The 13,032-nt window shown below is 57.0% G+C and carries 11 protein-coding genes and 3 pseudogenes; 6 read left to right on the forward strand and 8 right to left on the reverse strand.

The window, feature by feature from the left end:
- Nucleotides 1-217 precede the first annotated feature (217 nt).
- From H0241_RS26615 to H0241_RS35790, 4 genes and pseudogenes are all read right to left on the reverse strand, one after another.
- Nucleotides 218-976, reverse strand: a complete 759-nt coding sequence (locus H0241_RS26615) for a class I SAM-dependent methyltransferase (protein ID WP_181060812.1) — start codon at nucleotides 974-976, stop codon at nucleotides 218-220.
- 435 nt (nucleotides 977-1,411) lie between these two features.
- Nucleotides 1,412-2,464, reverse strand: coding sequence for a KamA family radical SAM protein (locus tag H0241_RS26620; RefSeq protein WP_181060813.1), 1,053 nt, complete (start codon nucleotides 2,462-2,464; stop codon nucleotides 1,412-1,414).
- Complete coding sequence (locus tag H0241_RS26625; protein WP_181060814.1) at nucleotides 2,461-3,486, reverse strand: condensation domain-containing protein; 1,026 nt, start codon at nucleotides 3,484-3,486, stop codon at nucleotides 2,461-2,463. Before H0241_RS26625 ends, H0241_RS26620 begins: the two co-directional genes overlap by 4 nt.
- A 202-nt stretch (nucleotides 3,487-3,688) precedes the next feature.
- Nucleotides 3,689-4,017: pseudogene (locus tag H0241_RS35790) on the reverse strand (transposase); the annotation flags it as partial.
- Nucleotides 4,018-4,105: 88 nt separating this feature from the next.
- Here H0241_RS35790 and H0241_RS26630 point away from each other — a divergent pair.
- Both H0241_RS26630 and H0241_RS26635 read left to right on the forward strand, forming a co-directional pair.
- Nucleotides 4,106-4,792 (forward strand): annotated as a pseudogene (locus tag H0241_RS26630) (helix-turn-helix domain-containing protein); the annotation flags it as partial.
- A gap of 324 nt (nucleotides 4,793-5,116) precedes the next feature.
- Entirely contained in the window at nucleotides 5,117-6,412 is a 1,296-nt protein-coding gene (locus H0241_RS26635; RefSeq protein WP_181060815.1) for an ATP-grasp domain-containing protein, read from the forward strand.
- Nucleotides 6,413-6,452: 40 nt separating this feature from the next.
- On the opposite strand, the gene H0241_RS26640 is transcribed toward H0241_RS26635, so the two are convergent.
- From H0241_RS26640 to ectB, 4 genes and pseudogenes are all read right to left on the reverse strand, one after another.
- Nucleotides 6,453-6,632 carry a hypothetical protein gene (locus H0241_RS26640; RefSeq protein WP_181060816.1) on the reverse strand — a complete coding sequence of 60 codons (180 nt, stop codon included), beginning with the start codon at nucleotides 6,630-6,632 and terminating at the stop codon, nucleotides 6,453-6,455.
- A 299-nt stretch (nucleotides 6,633-6,931) separates the two neighbouring features.
- Nucleotides 6,932-7,805, reverse strand: a pseudogene (locus H0241_RS36155) (transposase).
- A 125-nt stretch (nucleotides 7,806-7,930) separates the two neighbouring features.
- On the reverse strand, nucleotides 7,931-8,773 hold the full coding sequence (locus H0241_RS26650) for a 2OG-Fe(II)-dependent halogenase WelO5 family protein (RefSeq protein ID WP_181060817.1): 843 nt from the start codon (nucleotides 8,771-8,773) through the stop codon (nucleotides 7,931-7,933).
- On the reverse strand, nucleotides 8,763-10,022 hold the full coding sequence (gene ectB, locus H0241_RS26655) for a diaminobutyrate--2-oxoglutarate transaminase (protein ID WP_181060818.1): 1,260 nt from the start codon (nucleotides 10,020-10,022) through the stop codon (nucleotides 8,763-8,765). The genes H0241_RS26650 and ectB overlap by 11 nt, the downstream gene beginning before the upstream one ends.
- 976 nt (nucleotides 10,023-10,998) lie before the next feature.
- On the opposite strand from ectB, the gene H0241_RS26660 reads away from it, so the two are divergent.
- From H0241_RS26660 to queD, 4 genes are all read left to right on the forward strand, one after another.
- The gene (locus tag H0241_RS26660) at nucleotides 10,999-11,319 is read left to right on the forward strand and encodes an iron-sulfur cluster assembly accessory protein (protein ID WP_181060819.1); all 321 of its coding nucleotides are present in this window, start codon (nucleotides 10,999-11,001) and stop codon (nucleotides 11,317-11,319) included.
- 26 nt (nucleotides 11,320-11,345) lie between these two features.
- The gene (locus tag H0241_RS26665; protein ID WP_181060820.1) at nucleotides 11,346-11,807 is read left to right on the forward strand and encodes an iron-sulfur cluster assembly scaffold protein; all 462 of its coding nucleotides are present in this window, start codon (nucleotides 11,346-11,348) and stop codon (nucleotides 11,805-11,807) included.
- Between the two features lie 236 nt (nucleotides 11,808-12,043).
- Entirely contained in the window at nucleotides 12,044-12,679 is a 636-nt protein-coding gene (gene queE / locus H0241_RS26670; RefSeq protein ID WP_181060821.1) for a 7-carboxy-7-deazaguanine synthase, read from the forward strand.
- The gene (queD, locus tag H0241_RS26675; RefSeq protein ID WP_181060822.1) at nucleotides 12,676-13,029 is read left to right on the forward strand and encodes a 6-carboxytetrahydropterin synthase QueD; all 354 of its coding nucleotides are present in this window, start codon (nucleotides 12,676-12,678) and stop codon (nucleotides 13,027-13,029) included. Before queE ends, queD begins: the two co-directional genes overlap by 4 nt.
- The last annotated feature ends 3 nt before the right edge of the window (nucleotides 13,030-13,032 follow it).

Here is a 13,032-nt window from a genome sequence, read left to right on the forward strand (position 1 = left end):
GGGTCGTGCGTGCGCGATATTCTTCTTGACTAAATGCAGACACTGGCAGTTCTCCTACCTTGATACACGACGATTGCACGAGGCAATTCAATTCGGCTTTGCTTTCCTCGAAGCGGAACATTGGGCTGTTAAGCTTGAATACTCGTGAACTCTGCCGAGACAGCATCCCACGAAGGATGGAACACGCAAAGTGTATCATAGGATATTCACATTGATATTATTTGTACGCGATAACCACGAGGTGCTCGCTACTGGTTGTAAACGCTCCACCTTCCTGCCCATATGCTTCAACAGTCTCGAACCCCGCGCTTCGCAACATGCGAACGTAATCGGAAAACCCATACTGCCTGAAAGAAAGCTGCGTTCGTCTAACGCATCCATCGCGGACGATAATCCTTTCGAGGTTCCGACGATCGCTTAGCACATCGTTGCTCATTATATCGATTCTTAGATCGTCATTACGCTGCACAAGGTAGATAGGCGACTCTCGGCGCAGGAAAGCAAAGCGATTGGCGGAATCAATTAGAAGACGCCCGCCCTTTCGAAGTGAAGAAGCGGCTTCACGAAGAACTCTCTCATTGTCCGCGTCGTCGAAATAGCCAAACGTCGTGTACCACATAAAAACCGCGTCAAATCGATCTCGCCAGAGAAGTGAGCGCATGTCGCCCAGAACATATTCAACATGTACTCCGCGCTCAGCCGCATCCGCTTCGGCTTTTTTTAGCAAGATCGGCGAAATATCAAGTCCGGCTACCCTCCCTCCTTTTTCAGCCAACCGGTTGGTAATCCGCCCATAGCCGCATCCCAGTTCAAGAACTGAGCTGTCTTGCGCAAGGGAAAGAAGATTCCAAATTGCTCCTGCTTGTTGGTCACTTGTCTCCGGCGGATTTACCATATCGCCAAAATGATAGTAATCTTCACTGAAGTATGATGCAAGTTCTGACAAGGACACTGAATTGCTCATCTTGCTATTCATGTTTCTTTACCTTATAGGGCCATTTAGATTGATTTTTGCATGGTGCTGATAATATTGAAAGAAAACATTTGTGAATTTTTTCATACCGTTGCTAAAATTTTTGGCGGTCATTGACTTTTGGCGGGGAGCTGAAATCGGATAGCCGCGGTAATCCACCAGTCCTTGGGTGTGTGCTGCGATGGCATGACCGGATGGCCTTCTTCCACCATGCCGATAGCGAATGGCATCGACCTTTTCGCGACTGAGCCCGCCGTATTTCCTACGCGCGGTCCAGCGTAGTAGTGCATGGAATCGGGCAAGCCCCGCCGCTCGCCAGTCGCAGTCACCGCCGCATCAATAGCATTCCCGCCGGCGCACAGCATTTCCACCCCCGCTCCGCGCTCTTTATCCTTCAATAGCACTCTTTCGGTAATCAGTATTGCGCGCCTTTCGATCTCATCCTTCGGGCAAATCGTCCAACCAGCAGGCGCCCTCGCGGTGCGGCCGGGAAAAGATCTTGCCGATCTTTTTCGGATCCTTGTTTTGGTGATACCGCATATACACGCGGCCATCCGCTCCAAAGTCAAGAATTTCGATCTTCCCTGTGTAATGGGACATAATGTATTTGAATGTCTTTTGAATGCCGCTCAGACGTTGGTTGATGCCGTGCGCAATCTCTAGTCCACAGCGCAGTGGAACCTGAAAATGCGATGCGCCTTTCACCGGCCTGCCCTGAAAGAGATAGTAAGGGCGGACACCCATTTGGTGACACTTGGCGAAGGTCGCAGCCAAGACCTCGGGATCATCGTTGACTTTCGCGAGAAGCACGGATTGGTTGAGGAACTGCACGCCCTGTGCGCGCAAGGAGAGAATGTTGCGCTCCGCCTCGACCGAGATTTCACCGATGTGGTCGAAATGAGTGACGATCACTGCGGCCTTGCCGGCTTCAAGGATCCGTTGGAACAAAGCAGGTAGGGCGGGATCCCCGAACCGTTTGGGCTCGTAGGCGACTGTTTTTGTGCCAAATCGAATCGACTCCAGATGAGGGATCGGCAGCAGATAATCAAGAATTTTGTCAATCTTGGCGGTGCTGAGCACGAACGGGTCGCCTCCCGATAGCAACACGTTCGTCATCTCAGGATGGCCGCGAATGTATTGCGCACTCTGGGCAAAATCAGGTGCGATCTCATCGGAGTCTTTTCCGACGATGCGTTTGCGAAAGCAAAAACGGCAATATGAAACACAACGGTCCGTTACCAGCAACAACCCGGTCTGGGCGTACTTGTGCTGAAGTCCGGGCACGACAGTGTTGTCATGCTCGCCGCTCGTATCCAGATTGCCGGGACTCTCGAATTCCTCGAATGAGGGCTCGACAATGTACTTAAGCTGGTCGTAGTAACCACTCTTGGTGATCTGCTCGCGATAGAATTTTGTGACATGATAACGCGTGATGCTGTGAGCTTGTAGCTCACCCTCGGTGACGACGCGCCTCCCCTCGATGAAATTCATAGCCGCAATTCCCAATCCCGGACCGGGGTTAGTGGACGATGATTGAGGCGGGCAAAGGCTGTCTTCGCCGAGGTCGCCCGCACGTTCGGATCGAGATAGCTCAGGCCCTGATCCTCATAGCCGACCGCGATCGCCTCGGGATCCCGCTCCTCCTGCGCCTCAAGCAATTCTTGAATGAAGTGGTCTCGCGGATAGACAACTTCGGTCGGGTTGGACTCCGCTCGAAAACGGTGATGCTCCTCCGCCAACAGGAGCGGCGCCGACCAGACCCGCTGCCCTGAGTCAGCCGCCATCCGGCTCAGCGCCTGCTGCAAATACCCTACAAACCGCTCGACCGTGCTCCGCTCAAATAGCGACGTCGCATAAATCAGCCTCCCGCAGATCGCCCCGCCGACCTCAGCGAACTCAAGCGCAAGATCGCGTTGCGCGACACGGTCGACGCCGACGTAGTCAAGTTCGAGCCCGGTCAGCGACGCCCGCTCCTCGCCATTATCTTCGCATGCAATTATGATCTGAAAAATGGGAGTATGAGCCAGGTTGCGGGGCGGGTTCACGAGTTTCGTCACCTGCTCGAACGGCAGGTCATGGTTTGTCTGCGCTCCAAGCGCAACGGCATTCACCCGCTCCAGCAAGGTCCGCAACGGCAGCATGTTGGCGAAGAGGCCGATCACCCCTTCGATCTCGGACCGCGCGCGATTGGCGCTCGCCGTGCCGACGACCAGACCGATCTGCTGGAACAGCTCGCCGCCCTCCATCCGGAAGGTGGTGCGCAGCACCTCATGACGCGCCACCAACCCCTCCAAGACTGACTGCAGAGTCACCTCGTCCAACTGGCCGCGAAGCCGAAGCCCCGCTTGGATGTGACAGGCCTCGCTACCGCCCGCCAGACGCGAAAGGAGCCAAAGCCGCTGCTGGGCGAATGACAGCGGCACCCGCGACGGACGCGGCAAAGCTTCAATTCGCGGGACCGCATTCAGTGCAGCGCCTATCGCATTGATTAGCATCGTTCGAGGAAGTTTCATGTAAACCTCTCTGCCGGAGATTGCGAGACCGCAAGGTCGTAGCGGATTCTTCGCCGTGTTCCACGCAATCGGCGTGCCACCGAAGAGGTTGTGCGAGCAACAGGGGCAACACCATATTTTTCCTGCGCCTCAGCATGTCAGGTTCCGAACACAGATGTCTTCACCCGGACACTGCTGAGCAAGGACCTCGGATGACGGCCGTCAACGAGAGGAGTGAGTTCTTCCAGGCCGAGCGGCTCTCGCGATTGAGGGCCGGGATCTGGCACTTTGCGTCCCAGTCGATGCCGACCGCGATCAGCATAGCCTGGCTCAGGACGGTGCTAGGTGCCTTATCGTATCGGGCGTCGGGACAGAGTGGGCAAACGGCTCTTGCAGTTGGCGTTGGGCAAAGGCCTTCAGACTTTCGTCCAGGCGCTTGCTGATGGCCGAAGTCGAAGCTGAGAAAGGCATGGCCGCACAGCTCATCCGTGATCGCTTTCATCTGGCCGATCCACAGCCTTGCACATACCCTTTCGCAATAGTAGCCGCCAAGGGCGCGCTCCGAGCGCTAGTGGTTTACGCCTGACATAAGAGTCCGGCTTGGGATTCCCTTTTGTGAGTGCGCATGCGAGTCTGGCGCATGCGCACAAGGATATTCCTCACTGTTTCTTCGAATTGATCATCAGCGCGCTGGGCGCGCTGATGAGAGATCGCAATGCGCCGCAGAAGCACGTTAACTGCCGAGATCATTCTGTTGAGCAGCGACGGCGTGGGCACCGTCGAGATCATGCGGCAAACTGGTAAGTCCAAGACCTGCGTGTGGCGCTGGCAGGAGCGCTTCGCCGCGGAAGGCTTCGAGGGACTGTTGCAGCGACAAGACGCGCCCCTCGCGCATTGCCCCACTCGGACCTGAAGTCGCCGATCGTGTGATGGCAGTGACGTTGCAGAACTCGTCTGCGAGACGACGCACTGGACCGCCGCCATGACGGCGCGTGCTGCCGGCAACAGCCAGCGCGGTGCGCCGGATCTGGAAGCGCACGGGCTGCAGCCCAACCGCTGGCGCCAGTTCAAGCTCTCCAACGATCCGCAGTTAGTCGACAAACTGCGCAACGTCGTCGGCCTCTATGTTTCCGCCGGCTCACGCCTTCGTGCTGTCGGTCGACGAGAAGAGCCAGATCCAGGCGCTCGACCGCACCTAGCCCGGCCTGCCCATGAAGAAGGAGGCTCGGCACCATAACCCACGACTCCAAGCGCAACGGCACGACCACCCTGTTTGCCGCCCCTCAACGTGCTCGACGGCACCGTCATCGGCAGGAACATGCAGCGCCCTGACCCGTAAGAGTTCAGACTAATATGCGCACGGGCATCACAGGGCAAGCAAATCCGCATCAAAGCGGCCCTGAATGAACGCCAGAGTAAAACTAGCTTCTCCTGGACATCGCAGCTCTCTGAAGTTTTCGAGATGCTCCGTGCCATCGAGAAGGCCGGAGCCAACGTTGCAACTAACCTTTCAAATAACTTTACAGAATCTTTGCGATCGCGGATCACTGACAGTGATACCTTCCCGCAGCGTCTGAGGTCGACCCGAATAAGACCGATGCCCGTTACGCGCGTAACCGCGCACATCCCGCAACGTCGGAGTTAATGGCCAATGGCAACACGAGCGCTCATCCTGCTGGAAGGTCACAGGAGTGTTGGTCTGTCATACATGAAAGCAGCCCAGCGTCTTGGTCTTCACCCAATTACGCTGTCGGGGGATCCAACTCAGTACGACTATCTTGCGGCGGAAAGCCTCGAGGCCATCCTTGTCGACACAGACGATCTCGATTCGCTGATCCGCGAATGTTCCCGGCTACGTGCGACCTATGACATTGCTGGCATCACGGGCTTTTCGGGCCTCGACGAGTCGATCTATGCGACAGTTGGCAAGCTCTGCTGGCATTTCGATCTGCCAGGACCTAACCCGGCATCCATTGAACAATGCTGTGACAAATTCACTCAACGTCAACTCCTCGCGGCGGCCGGCGTTCCAATGCCTGCTTATCGCCTGGCAACGAACGCGACGGAGGTGGAAAGCGCTGCAACGGAGATCGGCCTGCCGGTGATTGTTAAGCCAGCCATCGGCAGCGGCAGCTGCGGTGTCCGATTGTGCCGTAACGTCGACGAGTTGGCCAAACATACAGCCTATCTGCTGGCTGGGGAGACGACGTGGGGGTCTTCGTCGAGGATACTGATCGAAGAATTCGCTCAAGGCCCCCAGTATAGCGCTGACACAATGGGAAATGAGGTGATTGCAGTAGGTGCCGCTGACTTCGACTGCCCACCCCAATTCGTCGTTCGTGGTAGCATCTTTCCAGCCCTGCTGACTGACGACGAGCATAAATGCATTGCCGATGTTTCGCTGAGCTGTTTGCGCGCTCTCGACCTTGCCTGGGGACCAGCAAACATTGAATTCCGGTGGACGGAGCGTGGCCCTGTAGTCATCGAAGTCAATCCGCGTCTTCCGGGTTGGACCACTCCTCGGCTGATTAAGCTGGCTTACGGCATCGATCTAATTGCCGAGCACCTCAAGCTTGTGATCGGCGAGGAATGGGATTTGCGCAGAAGGCATTCGCAGACTGCGGCCGCGCGGTTCCTGATTCCTGAGGGCGACGGCGTTCTCGACTGGATCGAGGGCGACAGTCTGGCGGTTGCCATACCAGGTGTCGCCGAGGTCAAGGTATATGTTGAACCCAGCACGCCGATCGTCAGGAAAGGCGATTTCCGAGACACCATGGGACATGTCATCGCCGCCTCACCCAGCCACGCTGAAACCGAGGCGATACTGCAGTGTGCTTTGGACTTAATAGGTTGGTCGATCACACCCTTTCCAACCCTCGGCGAACAGAAGCAATCTGCGGCCCCTCACCTCGCGGCACCAGGGCAGGTGACGCCAGTTAACGGATGATCGCGCCAAACATAGGTGGATTCGAAAGCGCAAAAGAGACTCAGATCGATGAGGAGATTTGGCCGGCCGGAAGGAACCCAGTCAGGCTGATTTTTTTGGCCCAGGCATGATACTGGCGCTGGAATTTAATGGAGCGCGCTTGGCTCTCAGGGACTTCGGCCGGTTGCGGCGAGCCAATGACCAGCTCCATGGCAGCTCGACGCCAGAGTTTGAGCTTCATCTGAGGCCTAGGCGGCTGTCGCCGGCTGGCTATTAACGTGGCCAAGCTACCGCTGGCCAACGAGCATGAGGACCTGGAGTTTGCTGTGGAACCGTAATGATGCGCTGTCCGCGAGTTAGCCAGCGGCCCCTTGGTCCCTAACCAGCGCGACGCCTTCCTAATCGACGGCGCTGGACCGGCAAACCTGGTGAAGTTGTGTGCGTCAAGTTCTGCAAAAAATGGCGTGGCATTCAGGCGGTGATGTTGGCGTGCCGCCGCGCAGCCCCCGCGTTTGAGCGGCGGACATGGCGGGCCGCGTCTCAGGCGGCCAGTGCCCTCAGGTTCTCCTTCTTGTGCTCGCGCAAATGATCCATATTGAGGTAGCGGGTCGCCTCGAGCCAGTTCTCGTGGATCTCCACCGCCAGTGCCCGAACCAGCCGCAGACAGCTCTGCGGACTGGGGAAGATGCGAACGACCAGGGTTCGCCGCTTGATCTCCTGATTCAGCCGCTCCAGCATGTTCGTCGACTTCATGTGCTTGTGATGGGCAAGCGGCAGCCGGTAGAAGCTCAGCGTCTCCTCGATGTTGTTCTCCACCCAATCCACCACCTTCGGGTATTTGGCCAGTTCGACACCGAGCACCTGGCGCCGGCCCTCCCAGTCGACGCCGATCGCCACCAGCACCGCCTGGCTGGCGATCACGCCGGCTTCGCGCGCCCGCTCATAGCGCGCATCCAGAATGAGGTATAGGTAAGGTTCGGCAAGCCGCCGCTCAAAGAACGCCTTCAGCGCCTCATCCAGCCGCGCCGTCGCCTGGCCTACCTTCGAGGCCGACCAGCGCCGACACCAATGCCTTCTCCGAGCGCTAATAACGCTCAAACAACTCCGTCGAGAACCGGCCGGCCCGATCCTGCGGAACGCGAAGCTCCAGGGCCCCAACCCGCGTCACAAGCTTGCGCTCATAATAGCCGGACCGGTAACCAACCCGCTCGGTCGTCCGCTCGCCTTTCTCGGCCCCGATCGCCTCCGTCATCTCGGCTTCCAAAGCCTCCTGCACCACAGTCTGCAATACCTTGCGAAAGCCGTCCTCATCCGGCAACGCTTTCAACTCGCCTCTGCTCAGTCTAACTTCTCGATTGGTGATGGCACTCCCCTTCCACGGGAATCGGTGGTCGCAACGCCACCAGCGTGCCATGGCCGCCCCTCGCCTCAAAGGGCTGTTCTCTCTCCAGAGCTTTTTGCAGAACCTTCAGGACACTATCTGGAGATGCCTTCACTGCCGACGCGGCGCAAATCGGTGGGTCGCTGCCGCATCGGCCTTCATGTCCACCAGAGAACAAGATCCGGCCGCGCAAACCCGAAAAAGCTGTTCAGCAGCACGCGACGCTTTCCGTTGCCTGAATGACCGGTGACCCCATGAACGAAACCGCCATCAAGTAGGGCAATATCCCCAGCCTTGAGCTGGATTTCGCGACTAGGGACGGCCTCGATATAAGCTGCAGAGTAGGGATATCCCGTGGTCTCCACACCTTGCGACTTTCGATCCGCAACTGTCGGCTTGTGACTCCAGAGCCTCAAGTTTCCACCTTCGTCAGGCATGCTGGGATAAAAGTTGAGTGCTGCGACGGTGTTGTGCGCCACCGCAGAAATCTCGTAATCGTTCCCAGCACGTAACACTTGAGCGACATCGTCGTGGGGGTCCAAGGAAAACGTGCCACTCCCAGACCAACTGAGAGCGCGACAAACATTTGCCTGACCGTGTTCTGAACGGGCCAGCCGCAATTCAATGCCTTGGTTGTGCAGCTCGCGCTTCAATGCGTCGAATATTCCTCGGACCGGATCAACCAAATTCTCAAATAGGGCGTCGACGAACGGTTTCGCATGTTTCGACTCCGCGAAATAGGTGGCTGCATCCTTCCTATAGTGGGATGCGCCCACATATTGTCCGGGGACGCCGTCTTTACGCTCCTTGAGACCGGGACTGCTAACAAAATTCGTGGTGATCTCCTCGGCTACTTCGGTGCTGAAACCTTGCTTGATGTGCAGAGCCGTGATCTCACCTTTCAGGACCGAGATGATCTCCGCCGTGCTGATCGAGCCGGTTCGTTCCTTGATGGTAAGAGGCGAGATGGCCGGCGGTTGAGCTACTTGATTAGTCGCCATTTGTTTTCTCCTGTAGTGCCTGATCGAGGATGGCAATGCCATGATCGAGTTCGTCATCTGAGATTGTTATCGGCGGAAGGACTTTGATGACGTCGCGATTTGGCCCGGAGGATTCGATCAGCAGGCCGTTTTCGAACGCGAAATCATGCACACGCCCAACAACGGCCTGTGACCGGCACTTGAGGCCGGCCATCAGACCACGGCCGCGCTTTTGTTCGATGCACTTCGGGAATTTCGCAACGAGGCGATCAAGGTGTTCTTGCAGTTTTACTGCCGTCCCCTCGACGGCTTTAGTAAACTGCCTATCGGACCACATTTTGCACATGGCCGCGGAAGTCACAAAGGCGAGATTATTGCCTCTAAAGGTCCCGCTATGTTCTCCCGGATTCCATATGTCCATGTCAGGGCGAATCAGAACTATGGACAACGGATTACCTGAACCGCTTAGCGATTTCGAAAGACAGACGATGTCGGGCTCGATTTTCGCGAACTCGAACGAGAAGAAATCGCCCGTTCGTCCGGAACCTGCCTGAATGTCATCGACAATGAAAACAACGTCGTGCTTACGGCAAATGCGCTGAATTTCTGAGAGCCAAGGGGCGGATGCGGTGTTCATGCCGCCTTCTGCTTGGATGGGCTCCAGGATGATTGCGGCCGGCTTTTCTATCCCGCTGCCTGGGTCGCCCAATACGTGATCAATGTAACTCGCGGAATCGAAAGTTTGGTTCGGATAGTTCTCGTAAGGGACACGGATCACATCGTGGCGAGCAACGCCGCCAAGCTGTCTGGTTGACGCTGAACCCGACACCGCCAAGGAGCCGAGCGACATGCCATGGTACGAATTTGTGAAGGCCATGACACTCGAGCGGCCGGTAAATTTTCGCGCCAGCGCCAACGCGGCTTCGTTAGCGTTTGTCCCGGTCGGCCCAGGAAACTGTATCTTGTAAGAAAGGCCGCGGGGCTTCAGGATCGACTCGACAAACACTTCGATGAAATCGCGCTTTGCAGCTGTATACATATCAAGCGACAAAACAATATTTTTATCGGCGAGATATTTAATTGCCGGGGCCATAATATCTGGATTGTTATGACCGTAGTTGAGCGCGCCGGAGCCTACAAGGAAATCAATATATGGTTTTCCGGACTCGTCCCAGATTGTCGCCCCAAGTGACTTTTTAAAGACTGTTGGAAAGGATCGTCCATAGCGACGAACGTTAGACTCGTAAGCTTCAAAAATGTCGATATCCATTAAAGGGCCTCTCCATATGCGGCTTGCGATCAACGCTGCAAGTTCTATGTTCACGCATTCCAAACCATTGATTTTGACGATTAGCTACGGCCAATCTCTGCCTTAAAGCGAACGTATCATGGTCAGCGACTTGCATTCGCAAAGAGTCTGTAAACTTGTTTGACGAATCTGTTGCAACGCTTTGGATAGCGTGACAGCCAGTACCCGCCTTTGCGGCAACGCTATCGGCGGCATGGTTGGCGCGGGCGACTGACACAACCGCACCGGTTTTTCCAGCATGACTTCAACCACGATGCTTTGGTATTTCTCTACGTCGGCCGTGACGGGATCCTTGCCGACGAGTAGCTGTGGCAGATAGCGATTTCTCTCCTTCGATGTGACGGCGAGACCGGTGTTCGCTCGAGTTTCGTTTTGGAACGCGGACCAGCCAGACCGCGATTCGCGACAGAACTGAAATTGACCACGGCCTCTAATCGTGGCCGTGGCCGCCGTGACGGTGATTGCGCTGTTCCCTGGGCGGCGCGTTGGCCCACCCTTGGCTTCGCGGCATTTACAATGCCTCAGTCGGCCCTCGCGAGGTGACGGCCGCACTGCAGGCCACGAGCCGAGCGAGTGGTGTTCGGCACCCACGAGCTGACGCAGACGGCGCCTGCTTCGAGAAGGGGGATCGAAGCGGTATCGACAACCCCGGTGTTCGCCACTGCACTGTGTGGTGACGATGGCGCGGCTTGGAGCGCAGCACGACTAAGAGTTCCCACCCGGTCCACATTCATTCGAAAACGCTGGCTCAGGCGACGATACTGGCGATTTGTCCGATGCCGCTTTTTGTACGCAAGATTTCACTCTGTCCGACATCCGACAATTGTTGGATGTGAGACAGGGCGCCAAATCCGCTAACCAGCTGTGTGATCGAATTTCCTCTCTGGCACGTTCTGTGCAGCGTGGCTTGCAAACGCATCAGCGAGAAAATAGTCCCATGATCACACTTACTGAAAACGCCGTCGCCGCCGTCAAGGCCGCGCTTTCCCGCGCCGACGAACCGGCGGAAGGCTTTCGCATCATGGTCGAGGCGGGCGGCTGCGCCGGCCTCAAATACCTGATGGGTCTGGAAAGCGTCTCGCGCGAGGGCGATGCCATCATGCAGATGGACGGGGTCAGGGTATTCGTCGACGCAAACTCCCAGCCCCATCTCGCCGGCATGACCGTTGACTTCGTCACGGACCTGGAGTCCTCGGGCTTTGTCTTCGACAATCCCAATGCGCGGGACAAATGCGCCTGCGGCAAGTCCTTCGGCTAGCCGCCATAACGACAAGGATCGGCGCCATGCGGGGTGACACCGACAACGTCTACCTCATCAGCGACAAGGTGTATTTCATCAACCCGAACAATGTCGGCGCTTTGGACATCCCCAAAGCGGCCGGCAAGGTCGGCGCCGTCGCCTACGGTGATGGGCTTAAATTGACGATGGCTTTCGACCGTAAGACGCAGACGATCTCCGCCGCAACGTTCCAGACCTTCGGCCGCGGCTCGGCCGTAACCGCTTCCTCGCCGCTTACCGAATTCATCGTCGGCAAGACCATCGATGAAGCCCTTCAGATCACCGATCAGGACATGGCGGATTTTCTCGGCGCCCTGCCGCCGCACACGACATACTCATCGCTCGACCGCCTCATCCTGGAACGCGGCTTGCGGCTGATGAGCGAGTTCTTCCGTGCTGTGAGGCAGGCTTTCGAGGAGACGCCAGGATTCTCACGCCTCGTCCTCGTCAAGGCATCATCGGCATGAGCGACGTGATCGAGGCGTTTCTCGAGGTGATAGGCTTCGAGGATCCAGAGGCCCTTCCCCGCAGCCTTCCCCCGCTGAGACCTAATTCTGCATGGAGTTCGGGCGAGTGGGTTTTCGGCAACGACCCTCGAAGGTGGAACGACCTGCAAAACGTCCAGTGGGAGATTTCCCACTTATTGCCGTGTCTCGTAAGCCAACAGAGATGCTCCCTTGCTCACTCGAAAGCCGCTTAAGCAATGTCATATGCCGTCAAGGAAATTTTCTACACCCTTCAAGGTGAGGGACGAAATGCCGGGCGGGCTGCCGTATTTTGTCGTTTCGCCGGCTGTAACCTTTGGTCGGGACGTGAAGGCGACCGGGAAAGAGCATTCTGCGGATTCTGCGACACCGATTTCGTTGGGGTAGATGGCCCCGGTGGCGGACATTTTGCCACCGCACGGGAGCTTGCGTTGGCGGTCGAGCAAGCCTGGTGCGGGTCGGGAACTGGGCAGCGTCTTGTGGTGCTCACCGGAGGGGAACCCCTTCTCCAGATCGATGAAGAACTCCTGGAAGCGCTACATTCCTTGGCGTTTGAAATTGCAGTGGAGACCAACGGCACCATCCCCACACCCGACGGCATCGACTGGCTGTGCGTCAGTCCGAAATGCAATGCACGCCTCGTGGTCATGGCAGGGGACGAGCTAAAGCTTGTATATCCTCAGATTGGCGCGGAGCCCGCACATTTCGAAGTTCTCGCGTTTGAGCACCTTTTGCTTCAGCCGATGGATGGGCCCGAGCGCGATGCGAATACAGCCGCCGCAGTGGCCTATTGTCTTGCCAACCCACGTTGGCGCTTGAGCCTGCAAACCCACAAGCTTCTCGGGATCCCATGAAAATTACGCAAGCTTTCACCTTCGAGGCAGCGCACCGTCTTCCGCGCGTTCCAGACACCCACCGCTGTCACCGCATGCATGGCCACTCATACCGTGTGGAACTGCGTCTGGAAGGGCCCGTCGACCCAGACACGGGCTTTGTCATCGATTTCTTCGATGTAGAGGCTGTGTTCGGTCCGCTTCTGCAACGTCTCGACCATCACTATCTGAATGAAATTGAGGGTCTCGACAATCCGACCGCGGAAAACATTGCGGTCTGGATCTGGGATCAAACCAAGCCGCTTCTTGGCCAAATGTGCTCGGTGACAGTCTATGAGACACCGCTGTGTTGGGCTGAATACGAGGGTTGACCC

The sequence above is a fragment of the Mesorhizobium neociceri genome (assembly GCF_013520985.1).
Classification (GTDB): Bacteria; Pseudomonadota; Alphaproteobacteria; order Rhizobiales; family Rhizobiaceae; genus Mesorhizobium; species Mesorhizobium neociceri.

Excerpts from the sequence above, each read along its gene's own strand:
- H0241_RS26615 (WP_181060812.1), bottom strand. The coding sequence starts at position 976 with ATGAATAGCAAGATGAGCAATTCAGTGTCCTTGTCAGAACTTGCATCA.
- H0241_RS26620 (WP_181060813.1), bottom strand. The coding sequence starts at position 2,464 with ATGAATTTCATCGAGGGGAGGCGCGTCGTCACCGAGGGTGAGCTACAA.
- H0241_RS26625 (WP_181060814.1), bottom strand. The coding sequence starts at position 3,486 with ATGAAACTTCCTCGAACGATGCTAATCAATGCGATAGGCGCTGCACTG.
- H0241_RS26635 (WP_181060815.1), top strand. The coding sequence starts at position 5,117 with ATGGCAACACGAGCGCTCATCCTGCTGGAAGGTCACAGGAGTGTTGGT.
- H0241_RS26640 (WP_181060816.1), bottom strand. The coding sequence starts at position 6,632 with ATGAAGCTCAAACTCTGGCGTCGAGCTGCCATGGAGCTGGTCATTGGC.
- H0241_RS26650 (WP_181060817.1), bottom strand. The coding sequence starts at position 8,773 with ATGGCGACTAATCAAGTAGCTCAACCGCCGGCCATCTCGCCTCTTACC.
- ectB (WP_181060818.1), bottom strand. The coding sequence starts at position 10,022 with ATGGATATCGACATTTTTGAAGCTTACGAGTCTAACGTTCGTCGCTAT.
- H0241_RS26660 (WP_181060819.1), top strand. The coding sequence starts at position 10,999 with ATGATCACACTTACTGAAAACGCCGTCGCCGCCGTCAAGGCCGCGCTT.
- H0241_RS26665 (WP_181060820.1), top strand. The coding sequence starts at position 11,346 with ATGCGGGGTGACACCGACAACGTCTACCTCATCAGCGACAAGGTGTAT.
- queE (WP_181060821.1), top strand. The coding sequence starts at position 12,044 with ATGTCATATGCCGTCAAGGAAATTTTCTACACCCTTCAAGGTGAGGGA.
- queD (WP_181060822.1), top strand. The coding sequence starts at position 12,676 with ATGAAAATTACGCAAGCTTTCACCTTCGAGGCAGCGCACCGTCTTCCG.